Annotated in this window: 15 protein-coding genes; 2 read left to right on the top strand and 13 right to left on the bottom strand. The window is 44.6% G+C overall.

The features are described 5' to 3' along the window. The 8 genes from JMW90_RS10990 to JMW90_RS10955 all read right to left on the bottom strand — a co-directional run. Positions 1 to 125 (bottom strand): helix-turn-helix domain-containing protein (locus JMW90_RS10990; RefSeq protein ID WP_201564145.1); only part of this gene is annotated, 125 nt, incomplete at its 3' end. 293 nt (positions 126 to 418) lie between these two features. Next, positions 419 to 628 carry a cold-shock protein gene (locus JMW90_RS10985; RefSeq protein WP_201564143.1) on the bottom strand — a complete coding sequence of 70 codons (210 nt, stop codon included), beginning with the start codon at positions 626 to 628 and terminating at the stop codon, positions 419 to 421. Positions 629 to 873: 245 nt separating this feature from the next. Beyond that, positions 874 to 1,296: a YbaN family protein gene (locus JMW90_RS10980; protein WP_201564141.1), complete on the bottom strand. Its 423-nt coding sequence runs from the start codon at positions 1,294 to 1,296 to the stop codon at positions 874 to 876. Between the two features lie 433 nt (positions 1,297 to 1,729). Beyond that, positions 1,730 to 3,820: an NAD-dependent DNA ligase LigA gene (gene ligA / locus JMW90_RS10975; protein ID WP_201564139.1), complete on the bottom strand. Its 2,091-nt coding sequence runs from the start codon at positions 3,818 to 3,820 to the stop codon at positions 1,730 to 1,732. Between the two features lie 324 nt (positions 3,821 to 4,144). After that, positions 4,145 to 5,170, bottom strand: coding sequence for a cell division protein ZipA (locus JMW90_RS10970; RefSeq protein WP_201564137.1), 1,026 nt, complete (start codon positions 5,168 to 5,170; stop codon positions 4,145 to 4,147). A gap of 204 nt (positions 5,171 to 5,374) precedes the next feature. Next, positions 5,375 to 9,352 (bottom strand): AAA family ATPase, encoded by a 3,978-nt coding sequence (locus JMW90_RS10965; protein WP_201564135.1) that lies wholly within the window; start codon positions 9,350 to 9,352, stop codon positions 5,375 to 5,377. 72 nt (positions 9,353 to 9,424) lie between these two features. Further along, on the bottom strand, positions 9,425 to 10,360 hold the full coding sequence (locus JMW90_RS10960) for a hypothetical protein (protein ID WP_201564133.1): 936 nt from the start codon (positions 10,358 to 10,360) through the stop codon (positions 9,425 to 9,427). A gap of 51 nt (positions 10,361 to 10,411) precedes the next feature. Then, on the bottom strand, positions 10,412 to 11,215 hold the full coding sequence (locus JMW90_RS10955) for a sulfite exporter TauE/SafE family protein (RefSeq protein WP_201564155.1): 804 nt from the start codon (positions 11,213 to 11,215) through the stop codon (positions 10,412 to 10,414). Between the two features lie 204 nt (positions 11,216 to 11,419). Here JMW90_RS10955 and JMW90_RS10950 point away from each other — a divergent pair, with 204 nt between their 5' ends. Together JMW90_RS10950 and JMW90_RS10945 are read left to right on the top strand one after the other, a co-directional pair. Further along, positions 11,420 to 12,388, top strand: coding sequence for a biotin--[acetyl-CoA-carboxylase] ligase (locus JMW90_RS10950; protein ID WP_201564131.1), 969 nt, complete (start codon positions 11,420 to 11,422; stop codon positions 12,386 to 12,388). A 37-nt stretch (positions 12,389 to 12,425) separates the two neighbouring features. Beyond that, positions 12,426 to 13,154, top strand: a complete 729-nt coding sequence (locus tag JMW90_RS10945) for a pantothenate kinase (protein WP_201564129.1) — start codon at positions 12,426 to 12,428, stop codon at positions 13,152 to 13,154. Between the two features lie 233 nt (positions 13,155 to 13,387). Here the strand turns inward: JMW90_RS10945 and JMW90_RS10940 are convergent, their stop codons facing one another. The 5 genes from JMW90_RS10940 to JMW90_RS10920 all read right to left on the bottom strand — a co-directional run bounded on the left by JMW90_RS10940 (position 13,388) and on the right by JMW90_RS10920 (position 20,529). Next, positions 13,388 to 14,575 (bottom strand): isovaleryl-CoA dehydrogenase, encoded by a 1,188-nt coding sequence (locus tag JMW90_RS10940; RefSeq protein ID WP_201564127.1) that lies wholly within the window; start codon positions 14,573 to 14,575, stop codon positions 13,388 to 13,390. A 231-nt stretch (positions 14,576 to 14,806) separates the two neighbouring features. Then, a complete protein-coding gene (locus JMW90_RS10935) occupies positions 14,807 to 15,727 on the bottom strand; it encodes a hydroxymethylglutaryl-CoA lyase (RefSeq protein ID WP_276529658.1) in 921 nt (306 codons plus the stop codon). A gap of 48 nt (positions 15,728 to 15,775) precedes the next feature. Beyond that, positions 15,776 to 17,902, bottom strand: coding sequence for an acetyl/propionyl/methylcrotonyl-CoA carboxylase subunit alpha (locus JMW90_RS10930; RefSeq protein ID WP_201564125.1), 2,127 nt, complete (start codon positions 17,900 to 17,902; stop codon positions 15,776 to 15,778). Positions 17,903 to 17,932: 30 nt separating this feature from the next. Continuing rightward, the gene (locus JMW90_RS10925; protein ID WP_227691944.1) at positions 17,933 to 18,751 is read right to left on the bottom strand and encodes an enoyl-CoA hydratase/isomerase family protein; all 819 of its coding nucleotides are present in this window, start codon (positions 18,749 to 18,751) and stop codon (positions 17,933 to 17,935) included. Between the two features lie 167 nt (positions 18,752 to 18,918). Continuing rightward, positions 18,919 to 20,529 (bottom strand): carboxyl transferase domain-containing protein, encoded by a 1,611-nt coding sequence (locus JMW90_RS10920; RefSeq protein WP_201564122.1) that lies wholly within the window; start codon positions 20,527 to 20,529, stop codon positions 18,919 to 18,921. Positions 20,530 to 20,646 lie beyond the last annotated feature (117 nt).

The following is a 20,646-nucleotide window of genomic DNA, read 5'->3' as shown; positions in this document are numbered from 1 at the left end:
ATGTTTTTACACCAGCTTTGTATGGTGCTGGTGCTTATTTGATACTCCAGAGCAAGTTGACGATAGGTGTGACCGTCTTCTAGTTTCCTTAATATCATTTGTCGGTAATCTTTTGAATATGCCATAACGGTTATTGTATCGGATTTATTGTTCGTTGACTATAGTTAAAATATCTCAAAAACGCTACAGTGCTGCTGGTATAAATTTTTTGCAGCCTGTGTGTGCATGGGCACAGCAAGCAAGAAAAATGAATACCAGCAGTGCTTGATGTATCAATATTACTTTTCCCTAACTATAGTACATAAACATTGCATGTAGGCATTTTTTATAGACAGCTCACAGCAAATATCAGACGAAAAAAAACGAACCCGAAGGTTCGTCTTTTATTCATCTTGCTCTAAGAGTCTATAAAGACAAATTAGATAGCAACGATGTTATGAGCTTGTGGACCTTTTTGACCTTGAGTTACAGTGAACTCAACTTCTTGGCCTTCAGCTAAAGTTTTGAAGCCTGAACCAGTGATTTCGCTGTAATGAGCAAAAACGTCTGCGCCGCTTTCTGGAGCGATAAAACCAAAGCCTTTAGCTTCGTTGAACCACTTAACTGTACCTTTTTGAGTATCTGACATATTGATAATCCTACTTTTAAATTTATTAATGGTCTAGTGACCGGTAACGCTTGCAAATAGCTACTGAACGATAAATATTAAAACGAAGGATTATAACTAATACTACGAGGTAATGATTTGGTGCAGAACTGCTCTTAAGCTTGGAAGTATTATAAGGGCAAGATCCCATTATCGCAAGTCTTATCTTAGATTTCGTGTAACCAAAGCCTATTTCTGACTGTTTTTTCCTCTAAAATCAAGGCATATTAGGCATTTGGCAAACGGAACAAATATATCGCTACCCCAGTACAGACCGCGCCTACCAGCCACGCCACCCATATCATATCGGCAGGAATACTAAAAAATAACATAGTCGTTGAAATTGCCATCATTATTGTTGCCAACCACTTGCCATATAAGGGTACGGCATGGCGATCTTCCCAATCTCGGACAAATTTGCCAAAGTATTTATGATTAATCAGCCAAAAATGAAAACGTCGTGAGCTACGCGCCCAACACCCTGCCGCCAATAATATAAAAGGTGCGGTCGGCATAACAGGTAACAATACGCCAATGATACCCAAGGCAAAAAATACCCAGCCAAATATCAAAAACATCCAGCGCACGGTTGGACTGTTATGTTGATTAGTCTTAGGACGGTAATAAAAAGCTTTTTTTGATTGAGTCATGGGAGTTTTATCAGTCAGTGTTAGAGATTAGATTATTAGGTCGTCAGCTATGGACTACCTATATAAGCTATCAAAGATAAAGAAGTTGATAATCCAGTTCAAGACTGATTTTGCACGATTTTGCTACGGATACGTAGCTTTTTTAGCAGTTAGGTAAATGTAGGTTGATATCCACTATGATTTGGCAGGATAGCTTTCTAGTCAATTAGCGATTGCCGCTATTATCGGCTATCTTTTTGACAGCCTCTGCTTTAAATTCTGTACTGTAACTCTGTATTTTCTTGGTCATGGTAAACTCCTTGTCGAGTCGTTGGTTTACCAAGTTTACTGGTATAGTTTCTTTAGCATGGCTCAGTGCTGTACTCCTTTAAAAGTGGATCAATTATAAATTAAATAGGGTGGGTTATCACTAACCCACCCTATGCATCAAACTCTATGAATTTTCTAACATTTTTAAAAATTCTTCTTCACCCACCACTTTTACCCCTAGCTTTTCTGCCTTCGCCATTTTCGAGCCAGCCTTGTCACCTGCTAGTAGCACAGTGGTTTTTGCCGAGATACTGCCGGAGACTTTTGCACCGAGCGCTTGCAGCTTAGCTTTGGCTTCATCACGTGCCATGCTATCAAGTGCACCGGTGATGACCCACGTTTGCCCGTCAAGTGGCAATCCCTCTGATACTACTTGCGCAACCTTGTCCCAATACACGCCATCATCACGTAACGCCGTGATGACTTCGATATTGTGCGGTGCGCGGAAGAATTTATAGGCAAGCTCAGCGGTAATAGCGCCGACATCGGGCGTAAGTAGCAGTTTTTCGATACTGGCAGACATTAACGCATCGAGATCACCAAATTGCTGCGCCAAATTCTGCGCCGTGGTCTCACCAACGCCGCGAATACCGAGTGCATAAATAAAACGTGCAAGGGTTGTATGCTTACTGGCTTCAATGGCGCTGATGATATTTTGCACCGATTTTTCGCCTAATTTCTCAAGCGTAATGAGCTCGTCTTGATGATTGTGCAATTGATAGATATCAGCGACGGTTTTAATTAAGCCATGCTCAAAAAAGCTAATCAGCCAATTTGCGCCTAAGCCATCGATATCCATTGCCCGGCGTGAGACAAAATGAATGAGCGCCTCAACCTGCTGCGCCGGACAAAACAAACCACCGGTACAGCGCGCCAACGCTTCATCTTTAGGTAATACCACTGGCGAGTCACATACTGGGCAGGTCGATGGCAATTTAACGGGTTCAGAATTTTCTGGACGTTGATCGATCCAGACGCGGGTCACTTTAGGTATCACATCCCCTGCACGGTGCACGCTGACCATATCGCCGGCGCGCACATCTAAGCGCTGAATCTCACCAAAGTTATGCAAGGTGACGTTGCTGACAGTGACGCCGCCAACTTTCACGGGTTCTAATTTACCAACGGGCGTAATCGCGCCGGTGCGTCCGACTTGCCAGTCAATGCTATGCAAGCGCGTCATCACGGTTTCGGCAGGGAATTTATACGCGGTCGCCCAGCGCGGCTCACGGGATAAAAAACCAAGCTGCTGCTGGAGTGCCAAGCTATTGACCTTAATCACCATGCCATCAATCTCAAATGGTAGGTCGCTACGCGTTGCAATGACTGATTCATAATAATCTTGCGCCTCACGTGGATTCTGCACTACTTTCACCGCACTGACGCTAAAGCCAATGTCCTTTAACCAAGCAAGGGCCGCTGATTGAGTCTCAATACTTTCAGGCAGCCCTTGATTCACTGAGTAGCAATAAAAAGCTAACGGACGGCTGGCGGCAATGGCTGGGTCAAGCTGCCGTAAGCTACCAGCGGCCGCATTACGTGGATTGGCAAAAGTTTTATCGCCCTTTTCTTCAGCAAGGCGGTTCAAACGCTCAAAACCTGCTTTGGGCATTAGCACTTCACCGCGCACCTCTAATAGCCCAATGTCAGCAGCATCAGCAAGCCAAAGTGGCAAATTGCGAATGGTTTTGGCATTTTGGGTAATATCCTCACCCGTTTGACCATCACCGCGCGTGACCGCTTGCACAAATTTACCATAAGCATATTTTAATGATACTGCCAGCCCATCCAGCTTTAGCTCTATCTCGTATTCTGGGTTTTGCTGAGCCACGCTTAAGCGGTCATTCACGCGGCGCATAAAATCACGCAGATTATCATATTCAAAGACGTTACCAAGCGACAGCATGGAAATATCATGGGTGACTTGGGTAAAGGCAGACAATGGCATATCGCCAACTTGATTGATTAGGCTATCAGGCTGCACCAAATCTGGGTATTCTTCTTCAAGCGCTAATAAAGAGCGACGCAACTGATCGTATTCGCTGTCTTCTAAGATGGGATTGTCGAGGACGTAGTAGGCGTAATTGTGCGTCTTTAAAGTATCAATAAGCGTACGCATTTTGGCAATGATAGCAGCATCATTTGCTGCAGATTTTGCCGTATTGATGTCTTTATTAATGTCTTTAGAGTTAAGCGGTGAGATAGGGTCAGTCATAGTCGGCGTCTTTTTTTTGCAATTCAAGATGCCGATATGATAACAATTTTGCAAGATGCTCGGATATCATTTTGTAGAAATCAAAATGTAATTGGCGTTTTGAAAATCAAACGCAGCGCTGCTGGGATAGATTTTTCGAAGCCTCTGGAGTGCATAGCACACAGCAAGCGAGGAAAATCTATTCCAGTAAAGCGCTGTCAAATGAGCCAATTTTTTATTTTAAACGGTTTATAAGTAAAAATAAAAAAGGCAAATAACGTTGTCGCTATTTGCCTTTTTTAGTACTGATATTATTCACCTATTTTTAATCAACGTTGGTAGCGATTAACCTTCATAATCGCGGACTTGGTTGCGTAGCTGTTGCTTATATTCAGGCGTGATTGGGTCATTCTCTTCATCTAGCATCACAGCATCCAAATCGCTTGCCATCATATAAGCGATACTCATCATACTATCGAAGCTGCGCAGCGCTTGCGGATGTGGCAAAGACAAAAATACCACCACGCCGTTATAGTTATTGGTCGCCACGCTATGCGGATCAAAAGGTGCGATACCACTATCGGTGATGCCCATCATGCTAAACCACAGCATGCCAGTGCCGTCTTTTTGCTCATAGCGATGGAACATATTCATCGCGCCATAACGCAGACCATATTTATCGATCAATGCCAATAAATCACGACCGCGAATCACTGCTGCTGGACGGTCGCGATATTGGTGCGGCAAGATAGTGATATTGATATTGTCTTTGGCATTGATTAATGGACCGTTTTGCACGTCATCGACAGGCTCTGATAAATGCTGATCGAGTATCGGACTGTTGTTATTGAAACTTGGCTCTTCTGCCGTATCAATAGATGGCATCAGGCTATCGGTTGCCGATACCAAGCTTGAAAACGCATCAGGCTCTTGTTCGATATACCTCTGTTCAGGGACTTCTACAAGCTCGCTATTGTCAGCGTGCTGCTGTTCAGCCTGCCAGCGCGCATAATCTTCATCATTTGCTTGGCTATAGCTATCGTTTACATCGCGGCTGACATTATCGTATCCAGCCATCAACTGTACATCATCTTGCTGACGCGCTTGGCTCAAAGGTGCATCTTCAACGACCGCATTTAAATAACTGCGGTCAGGCGTGATACTGGTTTCGCCAGCGATTGTGTCGTCTAAATCTGGCTGGTCGACGATATTGCGTTCATGACGCGGTATGATAGGAATACCGTTTTTATCATAATTGACCGCAGCAGCTTCGGCATTTTTGCGACGCTTAAAGCTACGCATGACCATAATTAGCCCGGCAAGCACAATCAATGCAGCGATGGCGATCAATATAAACTGAATAGCGGTCATGAGAAATAATCCTAATCTACGACAAAAGGGAATACATAAGAGGGAATAAATGGCAATAGTCTAGCATGGCTAATTAATATCGTCATCATATAGTCATCGTTTACCGTGAGGCTGACACACTTGCGTGACCTTCTGCCCTGACCCCTAACTATACCACTGACAATCGCTGCCAGTTATCACTATTTTTGCTATTCAGCAATGCTCTTAATCAGAAAGGTAACGTGCTGCTTCATCGAGCGATACGCTGACCAAGGTAGAAATCCCTGCGCTTGGCATGGTAACACCTTTTAGCTCATCAGCAATTTGCATCGTCAGCTTATTATGGCTAATAAAGATGAATTGTAAATCGTCTGCTAATTCATGAATCAAGCTGGTAAAGCGCGCGACGTTGGCATCATCAAGCGGTGCATCGACCTCATCAAGCACGCAAAATGGGGCTGGATGCTGCTTAAATATCGCAAAAATCAAACTCAGCGCAGTCAGGGTTTTTTCACCGCCTGATAACACGGCTAATCGACTATTACGTTTGCCCTTTGGTTGTGCCATCAAGGTTAGCCCTGCGCGCCACTGTTCTAACTTATGTTTATCAGCAGGTATATTGGCTGGCATATCGTCAGTATTTAGCGTTAAGCTTGCTTGCCCGCCACCAAATACTTTGGCAAATAAATCCGCCAGCTCATTATTGACCGCATCAAGCGTCTGCATAAATAGCGTTTTGGTGGTTTCATCAATAGAGGCAATCGCTTCGGTCAACGTCTGCATACTGGCAGCAATATCTGCTGTCTGCTGCGCCAGTGGCTCTAAACGCTCATTAACCTCTGCCAACTCTGCCACTGCGGCGAGATTAACTGCGCCAATTTTGCTTAATTGCTGCTCAAGCTTATTACGCTCAGTCTCAAGCTCAGCAATTTTGTCTGGACGCACACGGCGATCATGCACAATAAAGTCCGCTAATAGATTTGAGACACTCATCACTTGTTGCTGATGCTGTGGCTGCTGAGATATATCCGACTGCGCTTTATATTTATGACTCGCATTAGAGTACGCATCTAGCGCTTCTTGCGTATGGCTGCTAGCATCCTCTAACCTCACCGCGCTTAGTGCCAGTTCAGTCGAGTTGTGGGCAAGCTCGCTTTGTTGTTTTTGCAATGATTGTTGCAACATATCTAACTCAGTCTGCTGCTGACTATAATCTTGTTTAAGCACGTTCAATGCAGTTTCGCGCGTCGTCAATAACGTTTGCTGTTTAGTGCGTGCTATCTGTGCGCTTTGTAATGACGCTTGCAGTGCTGGCAACTTGTTTTGCTGCTGCTCATACTTTGCCTGTAAACCCTGCTTACTTTGTAGCGATTTATCATATTGCGCACTTGCCCGTGCAAGACTACTAACATTATGCTCTAAACGCATTTCACTCTGCTGAATACGCAGTTGTAATGCTTGCCAAGCGTCATCATCTGCCTGACGCGTGCGATTTAGCTCATTACGCTCAACTTGCAATTGCTGGCTTGTCGTACGAGAATCCGCTATTTTTGGCGTCAGCGCTGCTATCTCACTTTGAATATGCTGCTGCTCAGCATTAAGCGCTTGTAGCTCTTGCGCCAATTCTTGCTGCTCTTGCTCAAGGGCGACTTTATCAGCATTTAAGCGTTGGTTATCTGCTTGTATGCGTTCAGTATGAGCTTGTTGGGTGGTAAGTTGCTGCTGATATTGATGCTTATCGCGGGTTAATTGTTGCGCTTGGGCGCGGGTTTCTTCTACATTAACTGTCAGTGCATCATAGTCATGCTGATTTTTAGCAATGGCTTTTTGCTGGTCTTGTATCTTGCTTTCAAAATCATCAAGCAGCTCTTCTAGCGTTTGTAGACGCGTACGCTGCTGTAAGCGCTGGGTTAAAAATTGATTATTGCTCTCGTTTTTTCCATTTTGCGCACCCATAAACTTACTGAGATTCATCGTACCTTGACGACTGATAAGCCAACCGTCAGTGGTGAGTAAAAGTGCAGATGACGGTAGGGCTTTTAAAATATCAGCAAGCGCTTCTAATGTTTGCTTATTATCTGTTTCATTTTGAGTAACATATAAATAGCACTGCTGCCAAAGCGCTAAGTTCGGCGCGCTAATCAGCTCTGTTAAAGGTATAACTTTGTCAATTAAGTGGTCTGGTAAAGTATTAATAAATGGCTTTGTATCTGTATCACCTTTCTGAGCAGATAACCATAAGCTATAACCATTTGCTATTGATGACTTACCTTCTGTATTAGCGTGCTTCTTTTGTACAATCTGTTTTTGCACATTTTGATAAACCAATAAATCTTGTAAGTCAGGCTCAAGCACCTGCCATAAGTTCTCTTCTTTTTGAGAGTCAGCGCTCGCGTTATCAACGATTAGTCGGTTGGTTTGGTTTGAGACTAGCACATGACTATCTAACCATAACGCTAATACACTATCGATTAGCGCTGCGTGCTCACGTCCTTTTTCACTTAATTCAATCTGCTCACGTAAAGTTGCAACAGCTAAGTCGTGCTGATAATTGATAGCGTTACTTTCTAAACCAGTTTGCTCATTAACAGGCTGTTGCAATTTTGGCGTCGGCTTCGGATGCAATATCTGGTGTAGAGTATCGTACTCACTTGCCAATACGGCGTGGCGTTTTTCATTCTCGCTCAACTCGCGCTGGTGCGTATTCAAACGCTGCTGCAAATCATGCGCTTGTGGTTGTAACTCTACTAATCGCTCATTAACGCTGTCTTGTTGGCGCTCAATCTGTTGCAACTGCTTACTTAGCTCAGCAACCTGCGCCTCTAAGGTCTGCTTTAAATTGTTCGTATCAATTTTTTCGCGCCCATTAGTACCATTATTAGTATCAATAGGTGATAGTGATTGTTGTAACTGCAGCCATAAATCCTGCCAGTTCTGCTGGCGACGTTGCCATTTATCATGGCTTTGCTGGTGACGTTTATGTGCTTGGTTATTGATAGCTTGCTGCTGCTCAAGCATGCGCGCATTATCTTGCAAATGTGATAGCTGGTTTTGCGCCTCATGCCATGCGCGCTGTAATGGTTGCTCGTTACGTTTATGTGACTCGCGCTTGTTTTTTAATTCAACAAGCTGTGGACGCAAAGCTGCTAATGACTCTTGCTGCTCAATCTGCTCGGCTTTTAATTCATCAATTTCATGGGCTACTTGCTCGCGCTGCTGATCTAAACTCGTAAGCTGCTGCTCAATGGTGGTCAGCTGTGACTTTGCATCACTTAGTTGATGCTGCGCTTGTTGGTAGCTTAATTGCTGCTGATAATGGCTACTTTGGGCATCGTCTTTGAGCCACTGCTCTTGGTTGATATTGGTGGCAAGTTTATCTTGCTTAGCTTTTAGCGTTTCATAGTTTGCTTTCAAGGCTGCAACTTCAGTAGCACTACGCTCATGCGCTATTTTTTGCTGCTGCTGACTATGCTTGGCTTGATAGAGCTTCTGAATGGCGAGTTGCTGTTTGATATCAGCAAGTGTTAGGGCTAATTCTTCATATCGCTCAGCGCTGGCTGCTTGCTTGGACAGTCTCTTTTGTTGGCTGACCAATTCGCTTTGCATATCATACAAGCGTGCTAAATTATCTTGGGTTTTCTCTAACTTCTTTTGGGTTTCTTCACGGCGGGCTTGGTAACGTGATACCCCCGCCGCCTCTTCGATAAACTCTCGCAATTGCAACGGGCTAGAGTCAACAATTCGCCCAATCATCCCTTGCTCGATGACCGCATAACTGCGCGCGCCAAGACCAGTACCCAAGAATACATCGACGACATCACGGCGACGACAGCGCGTGCCATTGATAAAATAATCCGAGCGACCCTCCAAATTTATCTGACGGCGGACGGACAACTCTTGATAGAGATTAAACTCATGGCGAATGCCCGTCTGCTCGTCTTGAGTATGCTCAAAGGTTAGCTCGACACTGGCGACACTTTTGGCGGCTTTATCTTGCGTACCGGCGAAGATGACATCGCTCATCGCCCCGCCGCGCAATTGCTTGGCAGAGGTTTCGCCCAGCACCCAGCGAATGGCATCAATAACGTTGGATTTGCCACAGCCGTTCGGCCCGACAATGGCGGTGATACCATGACGAAAGGTAAAAGTCGTTGGGTTGGCAAAGGATTTAAAGCCTGCCAGCTTTAGAGATTTTAAACGCATGAAAAGTCAGTAATATCAGCAAAAACAGGCGGCTATTCTACCTGAAATTGTCTTAAGTTTTTAGGGTTAAAATTATAAGTGCATAAACGATTTTGATTGAAGGCTTTGATCGAATCCTTGCAGCAACTTTTGTTCTACTTGGCAAATCTCATTGTCATTCAAATAATGATTATTAAACTCAATCAGCGATTGCCAAGTGATACTCGCTACTTCTAAGTGCGTAACCACTTCCAATAATTCAGGTCTTAATAGATGCTGATATTTTTCAGGCTTCCTCTGACACATGGCTATTTCTTGATCAACAAGGCTTTGCTTATCTTCTTTTAGAACACTGCCACCAATGAATAGTAGTAAAAACTTTGCATCTTTATCAATGAAACCTATCTCTGATAAATACTCATACATTAAACAATACTTTAATATTTGGTCAGCATTTTTTTTACCATTAAGCTTTAACTCATTGGCAATCAATATATTTGCCTCATGGTTATAGGATAAATTATCCATAAACATAGCGTTTAGTTCGGTACTATATTCAAAGATGCCACTATTACCATGTGTCGACCATGAACCGCTTTGGTCGAAATTAATAAATTGCGCATAGAATAAATTTAGATAGCTATCACTACATAAACTGAGGAAAATATCGAATTCTTTATTTAGGTAATCTTCAGAAAAAAACTTCACTCGGCGAACAGCTTCCCTAGCATTGCAGATACCTGTCGTTTGCGTTGAGTAAGTTTCTAACTGCTCAGACTCACTCATTTTTTGATTAAGTTTTTTATTAACTTCTTTCTGGATTTCTTCGAGACTCTTATCTTTCAATTCTGGACTTGTTGCCCATTCAATAATTTGGTTAACATATTGCTTTTTGCTGATACCAAGTACACGCTGTGGCTCCCATACGAGAAACTCTACCATGTTGGATAAACCTGTTGTCCATGGAATCTGGTCTTTGAGATGGCTTATTGAGCCAAACACACGACGATACTTTTCTGCAGCTTTCATTTACCAATACCCTTAAGTTAACGCTTTAATTTCTATTAAAATTTAAAATCTTTATATAACCCCAATTCCACTTAACAAAAGCTGTCCACCAGCAAATAGCAGTAGCACGCCAAATGCACGTTTCAGCGTTAGCGCAGGCAAGACATGGGCAAGCTTTGCACCGACTTTTGCCATCGCGAAACTGACCACTGAAATGCATAAAAATCCTGAAATATGGACAAAGCCTATCGTACCTTCCGGCAAATTGACCACGTCTTGACCAAACCACGCAAAACCTCCTGCGCCTGCCAATGCAATCGGTAAACCACAAGCGGCTGACGTACCGACCGACTGCTTCATTGGAAGTCCCGCCCAGTTTAAAAACGGCACGGTCAAGCTGCCGCCACCAATACCGAAAATAGACGATGCCATGCCAATGCCGGCACCGGCGCCAAACTGTACGCCAGTAGATGGTAAAGGTTTACCGAGCTGCTCTTTGTTGGATAAAAATAGCATTTTTAAGGCGACTAATAAGGCGCCAACACCGATAAGTGATTGCAATACTTTGCCATCAATCATATCCGCGACGCCCGCGCCAACCAGACTACCGATGACCAAACCCAATGCCATTTTGCGCCAAACTTCCCAGCGTACGCCGCCGCGCTTATTATGAGCAGTTAGTGAGCTAATCGAGGTCACAACGATGGTTGCAAGTGAGGTGCCAATGGCCAAATGGGTGACCACTTCTGGCGGGAAATGATAAGCAGTAAAAATCCAGACCAATGCTGGCACGATAATCATGCCACCGCCGACACCGAACAAGCCCGCGCAGACACCCGCGAATGCTCCTGCAATCACAAACCACACATATAACATCATCGAATCAGCCTTTTATAATGCGTCTTTTTTATTAAATTATTTATTTTATCATCACTTATATAACACATTTTTAATTGCATTTGCCAAATCATAAGCTGAGCTTTATGCTGTCTATTTGATACTGTTTATTAACAACAGTCGCTCAGTATATCAAAGATTATTCATGCCACATCTGCCACCTTAACCACATCGACGAAAATTATGCCGCCACTTGCCCATTTATCTGACTGTCTACCTGATTCATTAGTGCTCGATCATTTACCTGAACTCAACCACCGCCATCTAACAACAAGCCCCTCTACCAATAGCGAGCTGATAACAGACGTGCAAAATGGCACGCTTAATGCTGCTGAAATGCACCTATTGACTGCCGCAACCCAAAGCGCAGGGCGTGGGCAACACGGGCGCTCATGGCAATCGCCGCGCGGCAATGTTTATCTGTCGTTATATTATCCAGTGCATATGCCAATTAGCGGTTTATTGTCGTTAATTATTGGCGTTGAGCTGGCTAAGATGCCCGTTATTCAAATGCTAAACGAGCAATTACGCGCGCAGGGATTGACGCCGATTGGGGTAAAATGGGCCAATGATTTAGGCTTTTACCAACCATCGTCTAACACATCGCAAGATGAATCTGAATCAGCAGCACAAACCCTGCCCTTTCACAAGCTTGCAGGGATTTTGATAGAACCCCTCACCCAAGCTGGCAAGCTGGTTGGCGTAGTGATGGGTGTTGGTCTCAATGTACAAGCCACACCGCAGCTAACCGCACAAACCTGTGAAGGCATGAGCTATCAAGCGATTAGCTTACAGGATATCGAGCAGATACTGCAGCCAAAAGCACCAGCCAGCAGTCTACCAAGCTTACGCGAGCTTTATCAGCAAATGAGCAAAGCGTTCATGGCAGCGATGACGTGCTTTGAGCATTTAGGGTTGGAAAAGCCAACTGGTCAAAGCTATAATTTGGACAGCTTTTTAGAACAGTTTGACTCGATGGATGCATTGGCAGGGTTACGCTTGCGAGTTACTCAAGAACATAACGGTCAGTCAGACATGCTAACAGGTCATGCTTGCGGTATTGATACACAGGGATGTTTGCAATTACGCCAAGATAACGGTAATATTTCTGCGCTTTTTACTGGACGCATCGACGTTATTGATAAGGTGTAAATCAGCTACCCAACGGGCACTATATAAAGGGATTGTTATGCTCTGGCTTGATCTTGGAAACACCCGCCTAAAATACTGGCTAACCGATGATATCGGGCAGATAGTCGCACATGATGCCAAGCAACATTTACAAGCCCCTGCCGAATTACTCATGGGTCTGACTGATCGCTTTGAGCGTTATGCACCTGACTTTATTGGTATCTCATCGGTGCTAGGTGACGACCTTAACATGAAGGTTTCAGAGACATTAAGTCGGCTTAATATCCCATTTAAATTTGTTCATGTCGATGCTGATTATCCGCTCATGAAGAGTGCGTATAATGACGAACAGCTTGGCTGTGATCGCTGGCTACAAATGCTCGGCGCAGTTGATAGAACAAAACGTCAATGCGTGATTGGCTGCGGTACCGCCGTAACGATTGACTTAATTGACCATGCTGAGCATTTAGGCGGTTATATTTTCCCAAGTATTTACCTACAACGCGAATCATTATTTTCTGGTACGAAGCAAATTACCATCTCTAATGGCACCTTTGATAGTGTTGGTCAAGGTATCACCACGCAAGATGCGGTACATCGCGGAATACTATTATCAATCGTCGGCGCCATTAACGAGATTAGCACGCGCCATCCTAACTTTGAGATCATCATGACTGGCGGCGATGCAGCCATTATCGCCCAACACATCAATCGTCCAGTCAGGCTGCGTGATGACTTATTATTAAATGGTCTCGCACGCTATTTTGATCATAATAAACAGGCATAATAGTTTAGAATATTTATGAAATAAGAATAAAAAAGCAGGACGTTTTAAGCGTCCTGCTTTTTTGTTATATCCTGTTCGATTTCAAACCCATACAGAGTGCTCATGGGATGAGTTTTTCGTAGCATCTGTCATGCCTGCGAACAGCAAGCAAGAAAAAATTAGCCCATTAGCACGAGGATATTACTGTATCGATTTTATTCTGAAATTAATATCTAACAAACATTCAATAATTTTTACTTAGTCTCGTTAAACAACTCACGACCAACCAACATACGGCGAATCTCACTGGTACCTGCGCCAATCTCATATAGCTTGGCATCACGCCAATAACGACCAAGCGGATACTCGTTGGTATAGCCATTACCGCCAAAGATTTGAATGCCTTCGCCTGCCATCCAAGTGGCTTTTTCGGCACACCATAAAATGACACTGGCACAATCTTTGCGCACTTCTCGGCTATGACCGGCACCACGTTTGTCTAGCATATCGAGGTTTTTGCCAACGGTATATAAGAAGCTGCGACCTGCTTGCAAGATAGTATACATATCAGCGACTTTACCTTGAATGAGCTGGAATTCGCCAATCGCTTGTCCAAACTGCTTACGATCATGGATATAAGGGACGACGTTGTCCATCACGGCTTGCATGATGCCGATAGGACCTGCAGCCAATACCGCACGCTCATAGTCAAGACCGCTCATCAAAACTTTGACGCCTTCGTTTAAGCCGCCCAAGATGTTTTCCTTAGGTACTGCAACATTATTAAAGGTCATCTCGCCAGTATGACTACCACGCATACCGAGCTTATCGAGCTTTTGCGCGGTGCCAAAGCCTTCCATGCCTTTTTCAACGATAAAAGCGGTCATACCTTTAGCGCCTAACTCTGGATTAGTTTTTGCATAAACCACCATCACGTCGGCGTCAGGACCATTGGTAATCCACATTTTGCTACCATTCAACACGTAACTGCCATCTTTTTCTTCGGCTTTTAGCTTCATACTAACGACATCTGATCCCGCACCAGTTTCACTCATTGCCAATGCACCAATGAACTCGCCACTGATGAGCTTAGGCAGATACTTTTGCTTTTGTTCCTCTGAGCCATTACGTTTGATTTGGTTGATACATAGGTTTGAGTGCGCACCATAGCTTAGCGCTACAGAAGCAGAGGCACGGCTAATCTCTTCCATCGCGACCATGTGCGCGACATAGCCCATATCAGAACCGCCGTACTCTTCAGGAACGGTAATGCCATGTAGACCAATGTCGCCCATCTTTTGCCACAAATCCATTGGGAACTCATCACTACTGTCGATTTCGCTTGCACGCGGGGCGATTTCTTTGGCAGCAAACTGTTGTACCATATCACGTAAGGCATCAATATCTTCGCCAAGCTGAAAATTCAATCCAGGTAAACTCATAACCATTCCTTGTATTTTGGTGTTTTAGATTTTAATCCATTTTTTAAAGCACCATCTTTTTGAGACCATTTTTGATGTCATAGCCAGTTCTACATAAAATCGATACGTTAATAATTCCGTGCTACTGGTGCTAATTTTTCTTGCTTGCTGTTCGCAGGCGTGACAGAGGCTGCGAAAAATTTACTCCAGTAGCACTTATATCAGTTTTAAAGTAAATAAATTATATGTTGGTTAAGACTGACGTTTATTAATCAAGGCACGTGCCACATTTGAACCGTTAGGACGACCTAAGAATTTGCTAATACGCTCACCAGCAATGACCAATTTATCCAAATCAATACCAGTGCTGATACCCATGCCATGCAGCATATAAACCACATCTTCAGTTGCAACATTACCCGTCGCGCCTTTGGCATACGGACATCCGCCAAGCCCAGCGACTGAGGTATCAAATTCACTGATGCCCATCTGTAGTGCCGCTAAGGTATTGCTTAGTGCTTGACCATAAGTATCATGAAAATGCCCAGATAGCATGGCAATATCAGCATATTCCAGTGCGGCTCGTAGCGCACGCTGTACCTTAAGCGGCGTACCTACACCAATGGTATCCGCAATACCAATTTGTTCAGCGCCAATCTCAATTAAACGCTTGGTCACATATGCCACTTTACTTGGATCAATCTCACCTTCATAAGGGCAACCAACCGTGCAAGAGATAACGCCGCGCACCTTGATGCCTTGCGCTTTTGCTGCTGCAGCAACGGGCGCGAAACGCTCAATGCTTTCATCAATACTGCAATTGATGTTCTTTTGGCTAAAGGTCTCACTGGCTGAGCCAAAAATAACGATTTCATCAGGGCGATGATTGATCGCATTCTCAAAACCGCGCATATTCGGTACGAGTACCGAGTAGCAAACGTCGGCGTGACGTGTCGGCGCAAGTGCCTCTAACAGCGCGCTATTATCACCCATTTGCGGCACCCATTTGGGCGAGACGAAGCTAGTAGCTTCAAGTTTCTTTATACCTGCTGCAATTAAGTCATCGATAAGTGCTTGCTTTACTGCTGTCGGCACGGTTTTGGACTCATTTTGCAAGCCATCACGGGGGCTGACGTCAACGATGGTGACGTGCTTTGGATACGATATACTCATGCTAATTATCCTTTTTACTTATTCACCTTGTTATTACTCGTCTGTCCGCTATCGGCTTTCAGTATCGATACGCAACAGCTCATCACCATCAGCAACCGAGTCGCCTGCCGCAAATAACAATTCTGCAACTACACCATCAGTTGGTGCCGTAATGGTATGTTCGATTTTCATCGCTTCAATGACCGCGAGCGGCTCGCCTTTTTTAACGCTATCGCCAACCGCGACTTTAAAGGCCACTACCTGACCCGGCATCGGTGATTTTAAACTACCAACCGCCGCCGACTCTTCACCAACGTGCGCCATGATATCAATCAGCGTAATCTCATCACGCCCACTATCGGTAAAGACATAGACGGTCTCATGGCTTGTCCAGCTTTGGGCGTTGATACGAGCACCATCTAACCATAACGTATGATTATGCGCATCGCTACTGACGTAGCTACCTTGACATTCATAAACCATTTCTGTCTGCGCGGCTACATTAGCATTGCTATTATCTTCAGTATTGCTGATTTCTTTTTCAATAATAAGCGTAAAGCTACTGAGGTTATCGCTGCCTTTTTTGCTGTCTGAACAAGTGGCGTTGTGCCAATTACTAATACGAGCGTTATAAGATTGCTCATCATAAACCAAGCTAAACGAGCGCGTATAATCGCTAAAGGCACGAAAGCCTATCGGTTTACTAAATGGGTCTGCACCTGTACTTTTCGCTGTTTGCGCTGCCGCTTCACTGGCAAGCTGCTGGGTAATAGCCGTCACTGCAAGCGTCGATAGCGCAAGCGGATGCTGATCAAACAACTCATCACGCTCACGTTCAATCAGCGCCGTATCAAGATTGGCTTGGCTAAAAGATTCTGTATTAATGATATAACGTAAAAATGCCACATTATTTGGCAGACCGACGATACGCGTTTGCGCTAACGCACGGTCGAGCTTAGCCAATGCTTGCTCGCGCGTTGGTGCATGCACGATCAATTTGGCAATCATAGAGTCGTAGAACGGACTGATGACATCACCTTCACGTACGCCGTCATCGATACGTACATCAGCGCTATTTTTATTAATAACGAAAGTACTATGTTTAGGCTTTTGATAAGTAAATAAAATGCCCGTCGCTGGCAGAAACCCATTATCAGGATTTTCAGCACAAATACGTGCTTCAATCGCATGACCGTTGATTGCTAGCTCTTCTTGTTTTTTAGGGAGGGGTAAGCCTGCCGCGACCAACAGTTGCCATTCAACCAAGTCTACGCCAGAGATAGCCTCACTAACGGGATGCTCAACTTGCAGGCGGGTATTCATCTCCATAAAATAGAAATGCATAGCGCCCGCGCGTTGCTCAACGATAAATTCAACCGTACCTGCGCCAAAATAACTGACTGCACGTGCCGCTTCAATCGCCGCAGTTCCCATCGCTTCACGCATCGCAGCATCGACACCCGGTGCCGGCGCTTCTTCTAGTACCTTTTGATGGCGACGCTGCACCGAGCAATCACGCTCAAACAGATGCACATAATTGCCATGCGTATCGCCGAATACTTGGATTTCGATATGGCGTGGTTTTAGGGCATATTTTTCGACCAATACCTGATCATTACCAAAGCTGGTAATCGCTTCACGGCGGCATGATTCTAACAAATCGATAAAGTCACTGCTTTGTTCGACGATACGCATGCCTTTACCGCCACCACCTGCACTGGCTTTAATCAGTACCGGATAGCCAATATTATCTGCTTGCTGTTGCAAAAATGCTGCGTCTTGATTGTCACCATGATAACCGGGTATTAGTCGCACGCCCGCCGCTTCCATCAAACGCTTGGACTCCGACTTACCGCCCATAGCGCGGATAGCATCAGCCGATGGACCAATAAAAACCAATCCTGCATCTTGGCAAGCCTGCGCAAAATCCGCGTTTTCACTTAAAAATCCATAACCCGGATGAATCGCTTGTGCGCCAGTATCAAGGGCAATCGCAATGATAGCATCGCCTTTTAGATAGCTGTCTTTTGGGGCAGAACCACCCAAATAAATCGCTTCATCACAGACAGCCACATGCTTAGCTTCACGGTCAGCATCAGAATAAACAGCGACGGTACTCACACCCAAACGCTTGGCAGTCGCAGCAACTCGGCAGGCAATTTCACCACGGTTGGCGATTAGAATTTTAGAAAACATAACAGTCCCTGTGTCTTATGATTTTTATCATTAATCAGCTATCAGCCAATTAGGTTGACGTTTTTGCAAAAATGCTTGCACGCCTTCCTTACCCTGCTCTGATGAGCGGATATCGGCAATACCTTTAACCGTATCAGCAATCAGTTCATCGGTAATCGGTGCACCTGCGACGTCATGTAATAAACGCTTGCAGGTTTTAACTGCTTCAGGGCTGTTTTTGACTACTTTGGCGCAGAATGCTTCAACCGCATCGTCCAGTGACTCTTCGCTGACGCGCTCATGGATAAAGCCAAGCTGACGGGCTTTTTTACTATCAAACACTTCAGCGCTTAAGAAGTAACGCTGCGATGCTCTGGCACCCAATGCGCGTATCACATAAGGGCTAATGGTTGCAGGTGCTAATCCCAAACGTACTTCGCTAAGACAGAAATTGGCAATTCTTACAGCGATTGCCACATCACAAACCGCAACCAACCCCATACCGCCTGCATACACATCCCCTTGAATAGCAGCTATCGTTGGTTTTGGACATTCATAAATAGTCTTGAGCATTTGCGCCAATTTATCGGCGTCCGCTAGATTTTCCTCATAACTATAATCTGCCATCGCGCGCATCCAGTTCAAATCCGCACCTGCGCAAAAGGCTTTTCCAGCAGCGGCTAAAACGATGACACGTACCTCATCGTTAGCGCCAAGATTATTAAATACCTCAGTCAACTCGGCAATCATCTCATCGTTAAAGGCATTACGTATTTCAGGACGATTCAAAGTTACCGTCGCCACATACTGCTCAACGTTAACCAATAAACTTTTATAATTGTCAGATTTTTCGTTAATATCTTTTGTCATAGCTTTCTCTATATTTTTTATGTAAATACTTAAAAAACTCTGGGTCAATCCATAATAATGCTAATACAAGGAAACCGAATGCAGATGTACAAATCGTACTTCTTAAAAAGTTGTCGCAGCAGCCTCTTATAATGAAAAAAACTTATTATGGGCAGACATTAAAACTCTTACATTCTAAAGACACCAAAAGTCGTCTCTTCGATAGGAGCATTGTGAGCTGCACTAAGCGCTAATGCCAATACGTTACGCGTATCAGCAGGATCAATCACGCCGTCATCCCATAGACGAGCGGTGGCATAATAAGGATGACCTTGCTCTTCATACATGTCACGTATTGGCGCTTTAAACGCTGCTTCATCTTCATCACTCCACGCCTCGCCTTTACGGTCAAAGTTATCACGCTTAACCGTTGCCAATACCGATGCTGCTTGCTCGCCGCCCATGACAGAGATACGCGCATTTGGCCACATCCATAAGAAGCGCGGACTATAAGCACGTCCACACATACCGTAGTTACCAGCACCGAATGAGCCACCAACGATAACAGTAAACTTAGGTACTTTTGCATTCGCCACTGCCATCACCATCTTAGCACCATGACGAGCAATACCTTCGTTTTCATATTTACGACCGACCATAAAGCCGGTGATATTTTGTAGGAATATGAGTGGAATTTTGCGCTTACAGCACAGCTCAATGAAATGCGTACCTTTTTGTGCTGACTCACTAAATAAGATGCCGTTATTGGCGATAATACCAACTGGCATACCTTCGATATGAGCGAAACCGCAAACCAGCGTCGTGCCAAAGCGCGCTTTAAATTCATCAAAAGCACTGTCATCAACGATACGGGCGATGATTTCTTTGATATCAAATGGCTTGCGCTTATCGGTTGGAATAACGCCGTATAGCTCTTTGGCATCATAGCGCGGTGGAAGCGGTTTGATTTGATTTGGGATTTGCTTAGCAGGACGATTTAAATGGCTGACGATATTACGCGCTATCGATAACGCATGCGTATCGTTTTGCGCCAAATGATCGACCACACCTGATAGACGCGTATGTACATCACCACCGCCCAAATCTTCTGCCGTGACCTCTTCACCGGTTGCTGCTTTTACCAGTGGCGGACCACCCAAAAAGATAGTCCCTTGGTCTTTGACAATAATAGATTCATCGCTCATTGCTGGTACATAAGCGCCGCCTGCGGTACAGCTGCCCATTACCACGGCAATCTGTGGAATACCAGCGGCACTCATATTCGCCTGATTAAAAAATATACGCCCGAAATGCTCTTTATCAGGGAATACTTCATCTTGATTGGGTAAGTTTGCACCGCCCGAATCAACCAAATAAACACACGGTAGATGATTTTCTTGCGCAATTTCTTGTGCACGCAGATGTTTTTTGACAGTCATCGGATAATAAGTGCCGCCTTTTACCGTGGCATCATTACAGACAATCATACACTCGATACCGTTAATGCGCCCGATACCGGCAATCACGCCAGCCGCAGGAATCTCTTCGCCGTACATATCGTGCGCTGCCATCGGCGCCACTTCTAGAAATGGCGTTCCGACATCAAGTAAACGCTCAACACGCTCGCGAGGTAACAGCTTGCCACGCGCCAAATGTTTAGCTCGCGCACGCTCTGAGCCACCTTGGGCGACTTTACGCAGGTGTATATACAGGTCATCTACGACCTCTTGCATGGCAGTAGCGTTTTGCTGAAATTCAGCAGCGTTTGGACTCAATTTACTGGTTATGATGGCGCTCATGATATCCCTTTTCTTTGATGCGTAAATGCGAGTAGCTTTTTTATGCGATTTTTTTAACTGCCCGTTATTTTGGTCTGTACTCGTATCACTAACTTTTAATAAGGTAAAAATAATAAT

The sequence above is a fragment of the Psychrobacter glacincola genome (assembly GCF_904846215.1).
GTDB lineage: Bacteria > Pseudomonadota > Gammaproteobacteria > Pseudomonadales > Moraxellaceae > Psychrobacter > Psychrobacter glacincola.
Note: the sequence above shows the minus strand (reverse complement) of the source record. Positions and strands in the feature narration are given on the sequence as shown.